The following is a 16,547-nucleotide window of genomic DNA, read 5'->3' as shown; positions in this document are numbered from 1 at the left end:
GCCGGGGCGGCGACCGGAGCGGCAACCGGAGCAGCCGGGGCGGCGGCGACGGCACCGGCGGCGCCGATCAGCGCGAGCTGGGCGCCGACCTCGGCGGTCTCGTCCTCGCCGACCAGGATCTTCACCAGGGTGCCGGCGACCGGCGACGGGATCTCGGTGTCGACCTTGTCGGTGGAGACCTCCAGCAGCGGCTCGTCGACCTCGACGGTGTCGCCCTCGGCCTTCAGCCAGCGGGTGACGGTGCCCTCGGTGACCGACTCGCCCAGTGCGGGCAGCAGCACCGGGGTGGCGTCGGCGGCCGGGGCGGCAGCCGGAGCAGCCGGAGCGGCGACCGGGGCCGGGGCCGGGGCGGCAACCGGAGCAGCCGGAGCGGCAACCGGCGCGGCCTCGGCGACCGGGGCCGGGGCAGCGGCCGGGGCACCCGAGCCGTCGTCGATGATCGCCAGCTCGGCGCCCACCTCGACGGTCTCGTCCTCGGCGACCTTGATCGAGGCCAGGATGCCGGAGGCCGGGGCCGGGATCTCGGTGTCGACCTTGTCGGTCGACACCTCCAGCAGCGGCTCGTCGACCTCGACACGCTCACCCTCGGCCTTCAGCCAGCGGGTGACGGTGCCCTCGGAAACGCTCTCGCCCAGCGCGGGCAGTGTTACTGAGACCGCCATGGTTTCAGCGACTCCTATCAAGTCTTGCGTACGGGAAGTACTTGCGTACGGGAAGTACCGGGAAAGGGGGTGGGGCGTGATCAGTCGTGCGCGTGCAGCGGCTTGCCGGCCAGCGCCAGGTGCGCCTCGCCCAGGGCCTCGGACTGGGTCGGGTGCGCGTGGATGAGCTGCGCGACCTCGGCCGGCAGCGCCTCCCAGTTGTAGATCAGCTGGGCTTCGCCGACCTGCTCGCCCATGCGGGCACCGACCATGTGGACGCCGACCACGGCGCCGTCCTTGACCTGGACGAGCTTGATCTCGCCGGCGGTCTTCAGGATCTTGCTCTTGCCGTTGCCGGCCAGGTTGTACTTCAGGGTGACGACCTTCTCCTTGCCGTACAGCTCGACGGCCTTGGCCTCGGAGATGCCGACGGAGGCCACCTCGGGGTTGGAGTAGGTCACGCGCGGAACGCCGTCGTAGTCGATCGGCACCGGCTTGAGGCCGGCCAGGCGCTCGGCGACCAGGATGCCCTCGGCGAAGCCGACGTGGGCCAGCTGGAGGGTCGGGGCGAGGTCGCCGACGGCGGAGATGGTGGGCACGTTGGTGCGCATGTACTCGTCGACCAGGACGTAGCCGCGGTCCATCGCGACGCCGTTCTCCTCGTAGCCGAGGCCGGCCGAGACGGGGCCGCGGCCGATGGCGACGAGCAGCAGGTCGGCGTCGATCTGCTTGCCGTTCTCGGTGGAGACGCGGACACCGGTCTCGGTGTACTCGACGCCCGAGAAGCGAGCCTTCAGCTCGAACTTGATGCCGCGCTTGCGGAACGCGCGCTCCAGCAGCTTGGAGGAGTTCTCGTCCTCCAGCGGGACGAGGTGCGGCAGCCCCTCGACGATGGTGACCTCGACGCCGAAGGACTTCCAGACGGAGGCGAACTCGACGCCGATGACGCCGCCACCGAGGATGACGACCGACTTCGGGATGCGGTCGAGCTTGAGGGCGTGGTCCGAGGAGATCACGCGGTTGCCGTCGATCTCCAGGCCCGGGATCGAGCGCGGCACCGAACCGGTGGCCAGGACGATGTGGCGGCCTTCGATGCGCTGGCCGTTGACGTCCACCGAGGTCTGCGAGGAGAGCTTGCCCGCGCCCTGGATGAAGGTCACCTTGCGGGATGCCACCAGGCCCTGGAGGCCCTTGTACAGGCCGGCGATGACGTCGTCCTTGTACTTGTGGACGCCGTTGATGTCGATGCCCTGGAAGGTGGCCAGCACGCCGAACTCGGCGGCTTCCTTCGTCTCGTCCGCGATCTCCGCGGCGTGCAGCAGAGCCTTGGTCGGGATGCAGCCGCGGTGCAGGCAGGTGCCGCCGAGCTCACCCTTCTCGACCAGGGCGACGCTCAGGCCCAGCTGAGCGGCGCGGAGCGCCGCGGCGTAACCGCCGCTTCCGCCTCCGAGAATGACAACGTCGAAAACGGTGCTGGCGTCGTTCGCCACGTCACGTCCTCCATGCATGGGGTGGGTCGCCGGGCCGGTCGCGGTCCGGTGGGTCGGAAGCCTTTGTGGGGCGCCCAGTCGTGCCGGAAATACATCTTCGCACTTGTTCACGGCGGCTGATGTCCGGGCCCGCCCCAGGGGTGTCCCGTGGAGCGGTCACCGGGGCGGGAACACCTCGGACGGAAGGGCATCATCGCAGCTCAGCGCGGTGTTGACAGCCGCCGGACGGGGGGCTTCCGCACCGTCCGCCGCGGCGACTTCCGCACTGTGGAACAAAGTTTCGCCCGCAGCGAACAGGGGTTCGCCATGGCGCCCCGGCCTACCCGCGGGTAACCGGGCCGGAACGCCGACGGGGCCCGGCGCACGCGCGCCGGGCCCCGTCGGCGGGGAAGTGCCTGGATCAGGCCTTGCCGTTCGCCTTCTGCTCGGCGAAGCGGAGCAGGGTGCGCACCGCGCTCGCGGTGCCGCCCTTCGGGGTGTAGCCGTACGGCGCGCCCTCGTGGAACGCCGGACCGGCGATGTCCAGGTGCGCCCAGGCGGTGCCCTCGGCCACGAACTCCTGCAGGAACAGACCGGCCGTCAGGCCGCCGCCCATCCGCTCGCCCATGTTGGACAGGTCGGCGATGGTCGACTCGGTGAAGCCCTTGCGCAGGTCGGCCGGCAGCGGCATCGGCCAGGACTGCTCGCCCGCCTCGCCGGCCAGGGTGTGCAGCTCCGAGCGCAGCTCGTCGTCGTTGGCCATCACGCCGAAGGTGCGGTTGCCCAGGGCCATCACCATGGCGCCGGTCAGGGTCGCCACGTCGATGATGACGTCCGGGTTCTCCTCGCCGGCCCGCACGATCGCGTCGGCCAGCACCAGGCGGCCCTCGGCGTCGGTGTTCAGGACCTCGACGGTCTTGCCGCCGTACATCTTCAGGACGTCACCCGGGCGGGTGGCGCTGCCGGACGGCATGTTCTCGGCCAGGGCGAGCCAGCCGGTCACGTTGACGGCCAGGCCCAGGCGCTTGGCGGCCACCACGGTGGCGAACACGGCGGCGGCGCCGGCCATGTCGCACTTCATGGTCTCGTTGTGGCCGGCCGGCTTCAGCGAGATGCCGCCCGAGTCGTAGGTGATGCCCTTGCCGATGAACGCCAGGGTGGCCTTGGCCTTCGGGTGGGTGTAGGCCACCTTCACCAGGCGGGGCGGGTTCGCCGAGCCGCCGCCGACGCCCAGCAGGCCGCCGAAGCCGCCCTTGGCCAGCGCCTTCTCGTCCAGCACCTCGACCTTGAGGCCGTGCTCCTTGCCGGCCGCCTGGGCGATCGCGGCGAAGCTCTTCGGGTTCAGGTCGTTCGGCGCGGTGTTGACCAGGTCGCGGGCGCGGTTCATCTCCTCGCCGATCGCGGCGGCACGCTCCACGGCGGCCTTGGCGTCCTTGCTGCCCTTGCGGGCGGCCAGCACGACCAGCTCGCCGACCGGCTCCTTGCCGTTGCCGTTGGCCTTGTACGCGCCGAAGGCGTACGAGCCGAGCAGGCCGCCCAGCGCGACCGCCTCGACGTCCGCCGCGGACTCGACCGGGAGGGCCAGCGCGGCCTTCTTGGCGCCGGCCAGGGTGCGGGCGGCGACACCGGCGGCGCGGCGCAGCGCCTCCGGCTGGTAACCGTCCTCGGCGGCCTCGCCCAGGCCGACCGCGAGCACGAGCGCGGCCTTCAGCCCGGCGGGGGAGGCGACCTTGACGGCCTCGCCCTCGGCGCCGGTCGCGCCCAGGGTGCCGAGGACCTCGGCCAGCTTGCCCTCGAACGCCTCGTTCACGGCCTCGGCGCCGGGGGCCAGCACGATGCCCTTCGGGCCCTTCGCGACACCGACCACCAGGGCGTCCGCACGCAGCGAGGCGGCGGAGGAGGTGCTCACAGACAATGCAGTCACGTAATGCGTCCTGTTCTTTCGCGGTCCACGGCCGGGCACGGCGAGACTGCCGTACCGGCGCAGCCCGCCGTCGCAGGCCGTCCGCCGGCGGGTCCGGAGGTCCGGGCCCCCTGGAGCGCGCGTCCGCCGGAGGCGGCCGCGCACATCAGAGGCCCCGGCTCCTCGGTGCGCGCCGGGCGGGCAGGACCTGCCACGGTGCAGGGCTGCGGTGCTTCACGCATGGTAGTCCGCATGCTGGGATCACGCGCCGCCCGGTGTCAGCCGAGCAACGCCAGGGCGAACAGCGAGGCGGCCGCCGCGGTCTCGGCCATCGCTCCGAGCACGTCGCCGGTGATCCCGCCGAACCGGCGCACGCAGCGGCCGAGCAGCAGCCGGGCGCAGCCCACGCCGATCGCAACGGCCAGCGGAAGACGGAGAGTTGACCATCCGTCAGACAGTCCGAGCGCGGCCAGGGCGAGCATCGTGGCGGCCGTCCCCGCGGCGGCTCCCGCGGGCGGCACGGTGCCGGCCACCATCGCCCCGAGCCCGCCGGGCCGTGCGGGTGGCACCGAGCGCAGGCAACCCCAGGTGAGCGCGCACCGCGCGGCCGTCGCGGAGGCGAGCACCGCGAGCGCACCTCGCAACGGAGAGTGACCGAACTGACCGGCCAGGGCGGCGATCTGGAGGAGCAGGACGAGGACCAGGGTCAGTACGCCGAACGGCCCGATGTCGGACTGCTTCATGATGCGCAGGGCGTCCTCGGCCGGCTTCCCGCTGCCCAGCCCGTCGGCGACGTCCGCCAGACCGTCCAGGTGCAGCCCCCGGGTCAGCCCGGCGAGCACCGCCACCGCCGTCACCGCGCCGAGCAGCCCGCCCGCCCGCCAGGCCACCAGCGCTCCGGCCGCGGCCGCGGCCGTCCCCAGCACCAGCCCCACCAGCGGAGCCGTCATCATCGCCCGGGCCCCGGCGGCCCGGTCCCACCGTTCCACCCGCACCCGCAGGACGGACAGCGTCCCGAACCCGAACCGCAGGCCGTCGGCCCAGCCGGCCCGATCGCCGCCGCCGGCCATCGTCATCTCCTCATCGCACTGACCCGCACCGACCCGCGCCGACCCGGGCTGCCCTGAACTGCGCCGCACCGAACCGCACAAACGGAATCCCCGCGCCCGACAGGGGCACGGGGAACCGCGCGGCGGAAGGCGAGGAGCCGTCACCCGGTCGCGGGCGGCCGGTCGCCGACGCCCCGCCTCCGCCTACAGCTTCCGCAGCAGGTCCGCCGCCGAGGGCAGCTTCGGCGGCTCCTTCGGCTCCCTCGGTGCCGCCGGCACGAACGGCTTCGGCGCCTCGTCCGCGAGCACGTCCCCCGCGGCCTGGAGCAGCGGCAGCGCCAGCAGCGCCCCGAGGCCTTCGCCCATGGTGATGCCCTGCTCCTGCAACGGTGTCAGGGTCAGCCGGTCGTACGCCTTCGCCTGGGCCGGCTCGCCGCTGGACTGCCCGGCCCGCCACCACTCCGGCGCCCGGAAGGCGATCCGCTGGGCGACCAGTGCGCAGGCTGCGGAGACCACGCCGTCCAGGACCACCGGCAGCCGCCGTACGGCCGCCTGGAGCAGGAAGCCGGTGATGGCCGCGAAGTCGGCCCCGCCGGTGGCGCCGAGCAGCGCCAGCTGGTCGCCGAGCACCGGCCGGGCCCGCCGCAGCGAGTCCCTGATGGTGGCGCACTTGACCATCCACACCCGGTCGTCGATCCCGGAGCCGCGCCCGGTCACCGCCGCCGCGTCCGTCCCGCACAGCGCGCCGACCAGGACGCCGGCCACCGTGGTGGCGCCGACCCCGAGGTCACCGAGCAGCACCAGGTCGGTGCCGGCGTCGGCCTCCTCGTCGGCGACGGCCATGCCGGCCCGGAAGGCCCGGACGGTCTCCTGCGCGGTGAGCGCGTCCTCGACGTCGATCCGCCCGGAGCCGCGCCGGACCCGGTGGGCGACCACCTCGTCCGGGAAGTCGGCCGGGTCGGCGTCGACCGCGACGTCGACCACCCTGACCTGCGCGCCGTAGCGCGTGGCCAGCCGGGACACCGGCGCGCTGCCGTCGAGCACCGCCCGCACCCGGGCCGCGGTGCCGCCCTCGGCGGGCATCCGGGAGACCCCGAGCGCCGCCACGCCGTGGTCGGCGGCGAACAGCAGCACCTTGGGCGCGGAGACCGGCAGCACCGGGGAACGCCCCTGTACGGAGGCCAGCCAGCTGCCCAGCTCCTCGAGCTTGCCGAGCCCGCCGCGCGGCCGGTCGGCCGCCTGCCAGCGTTCCTCGGCGGCCCGCCGGGCGCTCTCGTCGGGGCGCTCGACGAGCGAGGAGAACGTATCGAGATCCACGGTCGTGTCCATCGTCCGGAAGGCTACACGCCGCGGATGTTCATGCCGAGGCTGGCTTGACGTCCGGTGCGAAGGGGTCCGGCTTGATGGTGAGCACCTGCCCGGCCACCACCAGCAGGACCCGCTCGGAGGCGTCCGCCACGGCCATGTTGAGCCGGCCCAGGGCGTCGCGGAAGCGGCGGCCGGCGGCGGTGGCGGGGACGACGCCCATGCCGACCTCGTTGCTCACCGCCACGGCGGCCCGGCCGGTGGCCGCCCAGGCCCGCGCCAGCGCCTCGCAGTGGCGCTGCACGGCGGCCTCTCCGCCGTCCGCCCAGACCTCGTCGTCCCAGGCGCCGCAGTCGTCCATCACGGCGGTCAGCCACAGCGCGAGGCAGTCGACCAGCACCGGCGCCCGGTCGGTCCGGTCGGCCAGGACGGTCTCCAGGTCGCAGGTCTCGGCGGTGCGCCAGCTCGCGGGCCGGCGCTCCCGGTGCAGCGCGACCCGCTGGGCCCACTCGGTGTCGCCGTCCCTGGTGCCGCCGGTGGCCACGTACAGGACGTCCTGGTGGCCGGCGAGCAGCTGTTCGGCGCGGGTGGACTTGCCGGAGCGGGCGCCGCCGAGCAGCAGGGTCCGGGGCGGCGCGGGGCGGCTGGGCTGGGATGGGGTCGCCATGCCGTCCATCCTGCCGGACGAGGCATACGGAAGATCGAGCCGGGCAGGCTATGGTGCGCAGCAACACAGGCAGCGTGGTCAGTGGGAGGAGCCGGCATGGTCTGGACGTGGCGGTACGAGAAGTCGGACGGCAGCGCGGTCGCGCCCGGCGGCAACCAGGAGGAGTTCGCCGGCCAGGGGGACGCCGAGACCTGGATCGGGGAGACCTGGAAGCAGCTCGCGGAGGACGGTGTGGACACCGCGGTGCTGCTGGAGGACGACCGGGTCGTCTACGCGATGAGCCTGAGCGAGGAGTAGGCCCGACGGGGTGGAGCGGCCGGTGCGGCCACTTCGCCCCGATCCGGTGGGGCTACTTCGCCCCGATCACGTGCAGGAGCGCGGCGACCTGCCGGTAGGGGTCGGTGCGGCCGGCCCGGTCCTCGGCTTCCAGGAGCTGGGCCAGCTGCCGCCCGTCCACCGGCGGCGTCGCGTCGTCCGGGGCGTTGTCGGTGAAAACCCGCACGCCGTACCAGTGCCGGATCGGCACCGACACCTCGGACAGGGTGACGGTCAGGTCGGCGAGCCGGTCGGCGCGCGCGGCCAGTCCGAGCCGGTTGTAGTACCGGTCGCTCTCGAAGGCGTGCAGCGCGGCCCGCCAGTCCCCGGCGGCGGCGGGCCGCAGGGCGAGCGCGTCGCGGTTGCGGACCAGCAGCGAGAGCAGTCCGCCGGGCGCCAGCAGCCGGGCCAGCGACGCGATCATCGGGTCCGGGTCGGGCAGGTACATCAGCACGCCGTGGCAGAGCACCACGTCGAAGCTGCGTGGGCCGAACCAGCGCCCGCACTGGTGGCCGTCGCCGCTGAGCAGCTGCATCCGGCCGCGGACCTCCGGCGGCTCCTCGGCGAGCGCCCCCTGGGCGACGCCGAGCGCGACCGGGTCCGAGTCGAGTCCGGTGACGTAGTGGCCGGCCCGGGCCAGCCGCAGGGCCTGGGTGCCCTGGCCGCAGCCGATGTCGAGGACGCGCTGCGCGCTGCGCCCGGCCAGCTGTTCGGCCAGCTGGCGGGCGACGAGCTCCTGGCGGACGAAGTTGCGCAGCCCGCCGAGCCGCTCCAGCCAGGCACCGGTGCCGCCGGCGAAGGAACCGCTGCGGGAGGGCAGCCGGCGCTCCTGGGCCAGCCGGTCGTGGCCGCCCTCACCCTGCCCAGGAAGCCCGCTCCCGTGTCCGGGAAGTGCGCCCCCCTGGCCGGGAAGTGCGTAGAGGCCGGGCCCCTCCCAGGACGGCGGGGCCCAGCCGGAGTCGACCGGTTCGGCGGTCAGGGCTTCTCCCCGCGCCGCACCTGCGGCTTGGGCAGGCGCAGCCGGCGCATCTGGAGGGTGCGCATGATGCCGTACGCGACGGCGCCGCGGGTGTTCTGCCCGGCGAAGCGCTCGGCCAGCTGCTTGCGCAGGCCGAGGCCGAGGCGGACGAAGTCCAGGATCACGAAGACGAAGAACAGCAGGAACAGCAGCGTGGAGAGCAGCTGGAGCGTCGGCACCTTGACGATGCTCAGCACCAGGATGACCACGGCGGCCGGCAGGAAGAACTCGGCGAGCGACCAGCGGGAGTCCACGAAGTCGCGGGTGAACCTGCGCACCGGGCCCTTGTCACGGGCCGGCAGGTGGCGCTCGTCGCCGTCCATCAGGGCCTGGCGCTGCTTCTCGCGCTCGACCCGCATGCGGTCGCGGGCCTGGCGGCTGGCCTCCTTGCGGTCCTTGGGCACCGTCACCCGGGTACGCCGGTTGGCCTCGGCCTCACTGCGCTTGGGGGTGGGTCGGCCCTTCTTGGCCTGCGGGTCGCGGGCGGTCGTCTCGTCCTGCTTCTCCAGCACGGTGGCGGAGGCGGCGGCATCATCTGAACGGCGTCGGAACACACCCCCAGCGTACGGGGTGCGACGCGGCTTCCACGGGTGCCCTCGGAACCGAACGCATATCGATACCGCGAGGTCGCGGTCCGGCACGGGTTTCCCGGGGCCTTCCCGTAGGGGATCAGTCGGATGGACGATGGGGGGTATGAGGGGCGGATCCACCCGGGGGAGGAGGAAACGCCCCTGGTGCCTGTAGCAGTCTTGTTGCAGGCAGGTGCACTGCGGCGACGGGCTCGCTGCACATACACTCGTCGTGTCTGGTAACGAGATAGAGACCGCAGGCCGGAGAAGGGGGCACCCGAGGCCCATGAGCGACGGAATCATGAAGCGTATGGGGCTGATCTTCCGCTCCAAGGCGAACAAGGCCTTGGATCGGGCGGAGGATCCGCGTGAGACGCTTGACTACTCCTACCAGAAGCAGCTTGAGCTGCTCCAGAAGGTACGACGGGGTGTCGCGGATGTCGCGACCTCGCGCAAGCGGCTCGAACTCCAGCTGACCCAGCTCCAGCAGCAGTCGGCGAAGTACGAGGACCAGGGCCGCAAGGCCCTGTCCCTGGGCCGCGAGGACCTCGCCCGTGAGGCGTTGACCCGCAAGGCCAACATGCAGTCGCAGATCACCGACCTGGAGACGCAGTACCAGCAGCTCCAGGCCGAGGAGGAGAAGCTCACCCTCGCCTCCCAGCGACTTCAGGCCAAGGTGGACGCCTTCCGCACCAAGAAGGAGACCATCAAGGCGACGTACACGGCCGCCCAGGCGCAGACCCGCATCGCCGAGTCCTTCTCGGGGATCTCGGAGGAGATGGGCGACGTCGGCCTGGCGATCCAGCGGGCCGAGGACAAGACGGCCCAGATGCAGGCCAGGGCCGGTGCGATCGACGAGCTGCTCGCCTCCGGTGCGCTGGACGACGCGAGCGGCCTGGGCCGCAAGGACGACATCGAGGCCGAGCTGGAGCGGGTGGCCGGCGGGTCCGACGTCGAGCTGGAGCTGGCCCGGATGAAGGCCGAGCTGTCCGGTCCCTCCTCGGCCGGCCCCGCCGCGATCGAGCAGGGCAGGCCGCAGGACGCCCAGCCGCAGCCGCAGCAGGACACCCCGCGCATCAACTACAACAAGTGATCTGAGCTCGACCCCACGAACCAGGGAGACGCACGGCATGATCATCAGGGTCATGGGTGAAGGGCAGTACGAGGTGGGCGAGGACCACCTGAACGAGCTGAACACGCTCGACTCTGACCTCGTCACCGCGGTGGAGTCAGGCGACGAGGAGCGCTTCCGGCTGACCTACGGCAAGCTGCTTGCCGCGGTGAAGGGCTCGGGCGCTCCGCTGCCGCTGGACTCTCTGGAGCCGTCGGAGCTGATCCTGCCGAGCGCGGACGCGACGATCGACGAGGTCCGCGAGCTGCTGATGGCCGACGGCGAAGGCGTGATCCCGGGCTTCCCCGAGTAGCGCTGCGACTGCTGCCAGACGAAAGGGCGGGCCCCCTCCCACCGGAGGGGGCCCGCCCTTTCGTCGTTGTCCGCCCGGGGGCTACGGCAGGGCCAGCATCCGGTCCAGCGCGGCCTTGGCGTACTTCTCGGTCTCCGGGTCGACGGTGATCACGTTCGGCACCCGGCCCTCGACCAGCGACTCCAGCGCCCAGACCAGGTGCGGCAGGTCGATCCGGTTCATGGTCGAGCAGAAGCAGACCGCGCGGTCCAGGAAGACGATCTCCTTGTCCGGGTGCGCCTTGGCCAGGCGGCGGACGAGGTTCAGCTCGGTGCCGATGGCCCACTTGGAGCCGGGCTCGGCGGCGTCCAGCGCCTTGATGATGTACTCGGTCGAGCCCACCATGTCGGCCGCCGCGACGACCTCGTGCTTGCACTCGGGGTGCACCAGGACGTTCACGCCGGGGATCCGCTCGCGGACGTCGTTGACCGAGTCCAGGCTGAACCTGCCGTGCACCGAGCAGTGCCCGCGCCAGAGGATCATCTTCGCGTCCCGCAGCTGCTCGGCGGTCAGCCCGCCGTTCGGCCGGTGCGGGTTGTAGACCACGCAGTCGTCGAGGGAGAAGCCCATGTCGCGCACCGCGGTGTTGCGGCCGAGGTGCTGGTCGGGCAGGAACAGCACCTTCCGGCCCTGCTCGAAGGCCCACTCCAGGGCGCGCTTGGCGTTGGAGGAGGTGCAGATGAGGCCGCCGTGCCGCCCGGTGAAGGCTTTGATGTCGGCGGAGGAGTTCATGTACGAGACCGGGACGGTCACGTCGGCTATGCCGGCGTCGGTCAGCGCGTCCCAGCACTCGGCGACCTGCTCGGCGGTGGCCATGTCGGCCATCGAGCAGCCGGCCGCGAGGTCCGGCAGGACGACCTGCTGGCGCTCGCTGGTGAGGATGTCCGCGGACTCGGCCATGAAGTGCACGCCGCAGAAGACGATGTACTCGGCCTCGGGGCGGGCCGCGGCGTCGCGGGCGAGCTTGAAGGAGTCGCCGGTGACGTCGGCGAACTCGATCACCTCGTCGCGCTGGTAGTGGTGGCCGAGGATGAAGACGCGGTCGCCGAGGGCGGCCTTGGCCGCCCGGGCTCGCTCGACGAGGTTCGGGTCGGAGGCCGGAGGGAGGTCACCGGGGCATTCGACGCCGCGCTCGCTGTTCGGGTCGGCCTCACGGCCGAGCAGCAGCAGAGCGAGCGGCGTCGGGGTGGGGTCGACGCCGTAGGTCTCGGTGATGGTGGTGGTCACGGGCGGGTGCCCTTCTGTGCGGCCGAGCTAGCGGTGGGGCCTTTTCGTCTAACTGACGCTATCTATTCTAACCGCTTAGCGTCAGAGTGACGATGGCCATCCTGTCGATGTGACGAGAACCGCTTGCCGGAATGGACCCCGCGGAGCCGGATCACCGATTCGGGGCAGTCCGGGTGTGGCCGAATCGATATGCCGGAGCCCGGGGGTATGGCTGAGCCCATGAAGGCAATCGCGATCAACCGCTACGGCGGCCCCGAGGTGGTCGAGTACACCGACCTGCCCGACCCCAGGGTCGGGCCCGACTCCGTCCTCGTGGAGGTCAGGGCGGCCGGGGTGAACCCGGTGGACTGGAGGATCAGGGACGGCGCCCTGGACGGCCTCCTCGACGTGCACTTCCCGCTGGTCATGGGCTGGGACGTGGCCGGGGTGGTCCGCGCGGTCGGCGGCGCGGTCACCGAGTTCGCCCCGGGCGACGAGGTGTACGGCTACGTCCGCAAGGACGCCGTCGAGCACGGGACGTACGCCGAGCTGGTCTCCGCCCCGATCCGCACCCTGGCCCGCAGGCCGGCCGCGCTGGACTGGGCGCAGTCCGGCGGCCTGCCGCTGGCCGGGCTCACCGCCCTGCAGGGCCTGCGGGCGCTGGGCGTCGCCGAGGGGGAGACCGTTCTGGTGCACGCCGCCGCCGGCGGGGTGGGCCACCTGGCGGTGCAGCTGGCCAGGGCGCGCGGCGCCCGGGTGATCGGCACCGCGGCCGAGCGCAACCACGACTTCCTGCGCGGCCTCGGCGCCGAGCCGGTCGTGTACGGCGAGGGCCTGGCCGAGCGGGTCCGCGCACTCGCCCCCGACGGGGTGGACGCGGCCCTCGACCTGGTCGGCCACGGAGCCGTCCAGGTCTCGGCCGGCCTGGTGGCCGACCCGGGCCGGATCGCCTCGATCGCCGACTTCGGGGTCAAGGCGCTCGGCGGCCGGTACGTCTGGGTCCGCCCGGACGCCGGAGACCTCGCCGAGCTGGCCGCGCTCGCCGACGACGGCCGGCTGACCGTCACCGTCGCCTCCACCTTCCCGCTGGCCCAGGCGGCCTCCGCCCAGGCGCTCAGCGCCGAGGGCCGCACCAGGGGGAAGATCGTGCTGCTCGTCCGGTGACGGCCGCCCGCCCGTCGTCCGTCGGCGGTGAACTCGTCCGGGTCATCCGCCAGAATGGTGACGAACCGTTTCGGCAAAGGCGCCCGGGCAGTGGAGCCCGCCACCGGAGCGCCCCGCCGAAACGCCCGTACGACCCGTGGAGCCCCGCACCGATGACCAGCAGCCGAGCGCACGAGGTGGTCGGGGCCGACCTGGACGAGACCGACCGCCTCCTGCTCGCCCGGCTCGGCAGCGACGGCCGTGCCTCGTACGCCGAGATCGGCCTCCAGGTGAACCTCTCCGCCACCGCCGTGCGCCGGCGGATCGACCGGCTGCGGGCACGCGGCGTGGTGCGGGGCTTCACCGTGGTGCTCGACCCCTCCGTGCTGGGCTGGCAGACCGAGGCCTTCGTCGAGGTCTACTGCCGCGAGCGCACCGCCCCCGAAGAGATCCTCGCCAGCCTGCGGCAGTTCCCCGAGGTGGTCGCCGCCTGGACGGTCACCGGCGATCCGGACGCCCTGGTGCACCTGCGGGCCGCCGACATGCGCCACCTGGAGGCCGTCATCGAGCGCATCCGGCGCGAGCCCGGCGTGCAGCGCAGCCGCTCCTCCGTGGTCCTCTCCCAGCTCATCGGATAGCCCCTGCGGGCGGCACGCAGGAATCCTGCGCGGACCGTCCCGAAGACGCCCGAAACCTGCCTGACCAGCCGCGTTCCGACGCGCGCCGGGGTGCCGGTGCTGCCTACGCTGATCATGTCCGGCCGTCGCGGTGAAGCGTCCCGCCGACCGGACGCCCCCCGACACCCCACGCCGAGAGGGACAGCCGTGTCCGCAGCACCCGACCGCATGCACCGGCCCGACAACGACCTGGTCGACCTGGTCTTCGACTACATGCGGGAGCGGCTGCAGTACGACCCCGTCCCGCTCGACCACCCCGGCGACGGCGAGCACCTGCGAGGCCAGCTGGCCGGCCTGCTCAACCAGGACGGCAACGCCCCGGCCGACGTGCTGAAGCTGTACGACCACGAGCTGTCCAGGGCGGTCATCTCCGCCGACAGCCCGCGCTACCTGTCCTTCATCCCGTGCGCCCCGACCAAGGCCGCGCTGCTGTTCGACATGGTCGTCTCCTGCGCCTCCCTCCAGGGCATCTCCTGGCTGGAGGCGGCCGGCGCGATCGCCGCCGAGAACCAGGTGCTGCGCCTGATCGCCGACCGCGCGGGCATGCCCCAGTCGGCCGGCGGCACCTTCGTCTCCGGCGGCTCGGCGGGCAACCTCTCCGCCCTCGTGGTCGCCCGCGACACCGCCCGCCGCCGGCTCGGCGTCGGTCCGGAGGCGCGGCTGCGGATCGCGGTCGCCGACCAGGTGCACTCCTCGGTCAAGAACACCTTCAACATCATCGGCGTCGAGGCCTTCAAGGTCCCGACCGTCGACCGGCGGTTCACCGGCGAGGCGCTGCGCGCCGCGCTGGCTGCCGACCCCCACCCCGAGACGGTGATCGCCGTGGTCGGCACCGCGGGCACCACCAACGAGGGCATCGTCGACGACCTCAAGGGCCTGGCCGAGGTCGCCCGCGAGCGCGACCTGTGGTTCCACGTGGACGGCGCCTACGGCGGCGCGGGCCTGTTCGCCCCCTCGGTCCGCGAGCGCTACGACGGCATCGAGCACGCCGACTCCTTCGTGGTCGACCCGCACAAGTGGCTGTTCGCCCCCTTCGACTGCGCCGCGCTGATCTACCGCAACCCGCAGCTCGCCCGCGCCGTGCACACCCAGGACGCCTCCTACCTGGACGTGCTGCACACCGAGGGCGACGAGTGGAACCCCACCGACTACGCCTACCACCTGACCCGGCGCGCCCGCGGCCTGCCGCTCTGGTTCTCGCTGGCCGTGCACGGCGTCCAGGCCTACACCGACGCCATCGAGGCCGGCCTCACCCTGGCCAGGGAGACCGCGCGGCTGATCCGCGAGACCGAGCACCTGGAGCTGCTGTTCGACCCGCAGCTCTCGGCGGTCTGCTTCAAGCGCAGGGGCTGGACCAACGACGACTACTACCGCTGGTCGCAGCAGCTGCTCGCGGACCAGATCGGCTTCGTCACCCCCACCGGGTGGGACGGCGAGACGGTCGCCCGCTTCGCCTTCCTCCACCCCGGCACCACCATGGAGATGGTCGAGGAGATCCTGGCCACCATGGTCTGACCGAGGCATCCGCCGTCCGGCCCCACCGGCTCCCCGGTGGGGCCGGACGCGCTCCCGCCCGTCCGTGCCACGAGAACGCCCGTGCCACGGGAACGCCCGCGCTACAGGAACGCCCCGCTCGGCAGGTACGGTGCCGGCGGCCGCATCCCCCGCACCCCGACGAAACCGCGGGACCGCGGGGTCAGCCCGACCTCCAGCCCGACGTCCAGCGCCCATTCCTGCTCCGCGGTGAGGTACTCCACCCGCGCCTCGACCCCGTCCGGCACCCGGGCCAGCGCCTCGCGCAGCAGCCGGGCGGCGATCCGCTTGCTGGTCGCCGCGAGCAGCCGCACCACGCCGCCGTCCCGGTAGCAGTAGCCGCTGCCGGCCAGCGCGTCGGCGATCAGCAGCTCCTCGAAGTGGCCCAGCATCAGCTCGTGGTCAGGACCGTGCGCGGACCCGCGCAGCCGCCGGTCCACCGAGTCCAGCAGGTGCCGGTGGGTGGCGTTGCCGCGGTGCACCGGGATGTCCCCGGGGTCGAGCAGCCCGTCCCGGTCCACCCGTCCGGCCAGCCCCATCGCCGGATGCAGGGTGAACCCGGCCAGCCGGTAGCGGCGGGCCGCCGCCGGGGAGTCCGCGGCGCACACCATCCCGCGCAGACAGCCCTTGGAGTGCGCCGCCGCCCGTTCCAGCAGCAGCCGGCCGACGCCCTTGCCCCGCGCCGACGGCCGGACCGCGAGCAGCGAGGGCGCCCACAGGCCCTCCCTGCGGATCGACAGCACCACCCCGACCGGCTCGCCACCGCTCTCCGCCAGCCAGCAGCCCCCGGGATCGGTGCGCGCCAGGTGCCTGGTCCCGGCCAGCCGCAGCGGCGTCGGGTCCGGTGCGGACCCGGCCGGGGCGTCGTCGGCGAGCGCGGCGGCGGTGAGCTCCCGGACGGCCTCCGCGTCCGCGGCGGTGTCCCTGACCGGGCGAAGGATCATGCGGACCATCCTGGCGTCCCGCGGGCCGCGCCGGGGCCGGTTCACCCGGATCCGTGCCTCGGGCGGTGACCGGCCCCGCGGGGTGTGCGAGCATGGGGAGCGTAGGGGACGCGGGTGGCACACCCGGCCCACGGATATCCAGCCGCGACCAGGCCACAGAAATCCACCGCCGACCGGGAAATGAAACCGGACGGCTGTTGGTTGGCACTTGCGGCAGACCGTCGCCAAGACCGGGAGAAAGCAGATGACCGTCCAGGACGAGACCACTGTCGACAGTGGCATCCTCCTTACCGATGCCGCCGCGGGCAAGGTCAAGGCCCTGCTGGAGCAGGAAGGCCGCGAGGACCTCGCGCTGCGCGTCGCCGTCCAGCCCGGTGGCTGCTCCGGCCTGCGTTACCAGCTGTTCTTCGACGAGCGCTCGCTCGACGGCGACGTGATCAAGGACTTCGACGGTGTCAAGGTCGTCACCGACCGGATGAGCGCCCCGTACCTGGGCGGCGCCACCGTCGACTTCGTCGACACCATCGAGAAGCAGGGCTTCACCATCGACAACCCGAACGCCACCGGCTCCTGCGCCTGCGGCGACTCGTTCAGCTAGGCCTCAGTCAGGCCCGCTGCGGAAGGCGGCCCCGGGGATCACCCCGG

General features: G+C 72.9%; 17 protein-coding genes. 7 read left to right on the top strand and 10 right to left on the bottom strand.

The genetic code is table 11. The annotated features are described in order from the left end of the window. From BU198_RS15280 to cobU, 6 genes are all read right to left on the bottom strand, one after another. Positions 1-662 (bottom strand): biotin/lipoyl-containing protein (locus tag BU198_RS15280; RefSeq protein ID WP_317620134.1); only part of this gene is annotated, 662 nt, incomplete at its 3' end. An 80-nt stretch (positions 663-742) separates the two neighbouring features. Then, positions 743-2,149: a dihydrolipoyl dehydrogenase gene (gene lpdA / locus BU198_RS15275; protein WP_188297393.1), complete on the bottom strand. Its 1,407-nt coding sequence runs from the start codon at positions 2,147-2,149 to the stop codon at positions 743-745. A 382-nt stretch (positions 2,150-2,531) separates the two neighbouring features. Further along, on the bottom strand, positions 2,532-4,034 hold the full coding sequence (locus BU198_RS15270) for a leucyl aminopeptidase (RefSeq protein ID WP_188297392.1): 1,503 nt from the start codon (positions 4,032-4,034) through the stop codon (positions 2,532-2,534). Positions 4,035-4,291: 257 nt separating this feature from the next. Continuing rightward, entirely contained in the window at positions 4,292-5,089 is a 798-nt protein-coding gene (locus tag BU198_RS15265; RefSeq protein WP_188297391.1) for an adenosylcobinamide-GDP ribazoletransferase, read from the bottom strand. A 177-nt stretch (positions 5,090-5,266) separates the two neighbouring features. Beyond that, complete coding sequence (locus BU198_RS15260; RefSeq protein ID WP_188297390.1) at positions 5,267-6,391, bottom strand: nicotinate-nucleotide--dimethylbenzimidazole phosphoribosyltransferase; 1,125 nt, start codon at positions 6,389-6,391, stop codon at positions 5,267-5,269. Positions 6,392-6,419: 28 nt separating this feature from the next. Next, positions 6,420-7,034 (bottom strand): bifunctional adenosylcobinamide kinase/adenosylcobinamide-phosphate guanylyltransferase, encoded by a 615-nt coding sequence (cobU, locus tag BU198_RS15255; RefSeq protein ID WP_223244411.1) that lies wholly within the window; start codon positions 7,032-7,034, stop codon positions 6,420-6,422. 96 nt (positions 7,035-7,130) lie between these two features. On the opposite strand from cobU, the gene BU198_RS15250 reads away from it, so the two are divergent. Further along, positions 7,131-7,331 (top strand): hypothetical protein, encoded by a 201-nt coding sequence (locus BU198_RS15250; RefSeq protein ID WP_188297388.1) that lies wholly within the window; start codon positions 7,131-7,133, stop codon positions 7,329-7,331. 52 nt (positions 7,332-7,383) lie between these two features. Here BU198_RS15250 and BU198_RS15245 read toward each other — a convergent pair whose 3' ends face one another. Then, entirely contained in the window at positions 7,384-8,124 is a 741-nt protein-coding gene (locus BU198_RS15245; RefSeq protein ID WP_223244421.1) for a class I SAM-dependent methyltransferase, read from the bottom strand. A 200-nt stretch (positions 8,125-8,324) separates the two neighbouring features. Next, positions 8,325-8,921 (bottom strand): DUF3043 domain-containing protein, encoded by a 597-nt coding sequence (locus tag BU198_RS42170; protein WP_317620133.1) that lies wholly within the window; start codon positions 8,919-8,921, stop codon positions 8,325-8,327. A 301-nt stretch (positions 8,922-9,222) separates the two neighbouring features. Here BU198_RS42170 and BU198_RS15235 point away from each other — a divergent pair, with 301 nt between their 5' ends. Both BU198_RS15235 and pspAA read left to right on the top strand, forming a co-directional pair. Next, positions 9,223-10,029 carry a PspA/IM30 family protein gene (locus BU198_RS15235; RefSeq protein ID WP_188297387.1) on the top strand — a complete coding sequence of 269 codons (807 nt, stop codon included), beginning with the start codon at positions 9,223-9,225 and terminating at the stop codon, positions 10,027-10,029. A 37-nt stretch (positions 10,030-10,066) separates the two neighbouring features. Next, positions 10,067-10,360: a PspA-associated protein PspAA gene (gene pspAA / locus BU198_RS15230; protein WP_188297386.1), complete on the top strand. Its 294-nt coding sequence runs from the start codon at positions 10,067-10,069 to the stop codon at positions 10,358-10,360. 81 nt (positions 10,361-10,441) lie between these two features. On the opposite strand, the gene nadA is transcribed toward pspAA, so the two are convergent. Continuing rightward, positions 10,442-11,626 carry a quinolinate synthase NadA gene (gene nadA / locus BU198_RS15225; protein ID WP_317620132.1) on the bottom strand — a complete coding sequence of 395 codons (1,185 nt, stop codon included), beginning with the start codon at positions 11,624-11,626 and terminating at the stop codon, positions 10,442-10,444. 219 nt (positions 11,627-11,845) lie between these two features. On the opposite strand from nadA, the gene BU198_RS15220 reads away from it, so the two are divergent. The 3 genes from BU198_RS15220 to BU198_RS15210 all read left to right on the top strand — a co-directional run bounded on the left by BU198_RS15220 (position 11,846) and on the right by BU198_RS15210 (position 14,940). Continuing rightward, on the top strand, positions 11,846-12,769 hold the full coding sequence (locus tag BU198_RS15220; protein ID WP_188297385.1) for an NADP-dependent oxidoreductase: 924 nt from the start codon (positions 11,846-11,848) through the stop codon (positions 12,767-12,769). Positions 12,770-12,921: 152 nt separating this feature from the next. Beyond that, positions 12,922-13,386 (top strand): Lrp/AsnC family transcriptional regulator, encoded by a 465-nt coding sequence (locus tag BU198_RS15215; protein ID WP_049651848.1) that lies wholly within the window; start codon positions 12,922-12,924, stop codon positions 13,384-13,386. A gap of 186 nt (positions 13,387-13,572) precedes the next feature. Next, positions 13,573-14,940: a pyridoxal phosphate-dependent decarboxylase family protein gene (locus tag BU198_RS15210; protein ID WP_317620131.1), complete on the top strand. Its 1,368-nt coding sequence runs from the start codon at positions 13,573-13,575 to the stop codon at positions 14,938-14,940. Between the two features lie 101 nt (positions 14,941-15,041). Here the strand turns inward: BU198_RS15210 and BU198_RS15205 are convergent, their stop codons facing one another. Next, a complete protein-coding gene (locus tag BU198_RS15205; protein ID WP_188297384.1) occupies positions 15,042-15,902 on the bottom strand; it encodes a GNAT family N-acetyltransferase in 861 nt (286 codons plus the stop codon). A gap of 244 nt (positions 15,903-16,146) precedes the next feature. On the opposite strand from BU198_RS15205, the gene erpA reads away from it, so the two are divergent. Continuing rightward, a complete protein-coding gene (erpA, locus tag BU198_RS15200; protein WP_188297383.1) occupies positions 16,147-16,500 on the top strand; it encodes an iron-sulfur cluster insertion protein ErpA in 354 nt (117 codons plus the stop codon). Positions 16,501-16,547: the final 47 nt, after the last annotated feature.

The organism is Streptomyces sp. CBMA156 (genome assembly GCF_014596515.1).
In the GTDB taxonomy this organism is placed as follows: Bacteria; Actinomycetota; Actinomycetes; order Streptomycetales; family Streptomycetaceae; genus Kitasatospora.
The sequence above is the reverse complement of the archived record's forward strand: the minus strand, read 5'-3'. Positions and strand labels throughout refer to the sequence as shown.

Excerpts from the sequence above, each read along its gene's own strand:
- lpdA (WP_188297393.1), bottom strand. The coding sequence starts at position 2,149 with ATGCATGGAGGACGTGACGTGGCGAACGACGCCAGCACCGTTTTCGAC.
- BU198_RS15215 (WP_049651848.1), top strand. The coding sequence starts at position 12,922 with ATGACCAGCAGCCGAGCGCACGAGGTGGTCGGGGCCGACCTGGACGAG.
- BU198_RS15265 (WP_188297391.1), bottom strand. The coding sequence starts at position 5,089 with ATGACGATGGCCGGCGGCGGCGATCGGGCCGGCTGGGCCGACGGCCTG.
- BU198_RS15220 (WP_188297385.1), top strand. The coding sequence starts at position 11,846 with ATGAAGGCAATCGCGATCAACCGCTACGGCGGCCCCGAGGTGGTCGAG.
- BU198_RS15260 (WP_188297390.1), bottom strand. The coding sequence starts at position 6,391 with ATGGACACGACCGTGGATCTCGATACGTTCTCCTCGCTCGTCGAGCGC.
- cobU (WP_223244411.1), bottom strand. The coding sequence starts at position 7,034 with ATGGCGACCCCATCCCAGCCCAGCCGCCCCGCGCCGCCCCGGACCCTG.
- erpA (WP_188297383.1), top strand. The coding sequence starts at position 16,147 with ATGACCGTCCAGGACGAGACCACTGTCGACAGTGGCATCCTCCTTACC.
- BU198_RS15205 (WP_188297384.1), bottom strand. The coding sequence starts at position 15,902 with ATGATCCTTCGCCCGGTCAGGGACACCGCCGCGGACGCGGAGGCCGTC.
- BU198_RS15250 (WP_188297388.1), top strand. The coding sequence starts at position 7,131 with ATGGTCTGGACGTGGCGGTACGAGAAGTCGGACGGCAGCGCGGTCGCG.
- pspAA (WP_188297386.1), top strand. The coding sequence starts at position 10,067 with ATGATCATCAGGGTCATGGGTGAAGGGCAGTACGAGGTGGGCGAGGAC.
- BU198_RS15235 (WP_188297387.1), top strand. The coding sequence starts at position 9,223 with ATGAGCGACGGAATCATGAAGCGTATGGGGCTGATCTTCCGCTCCAAG.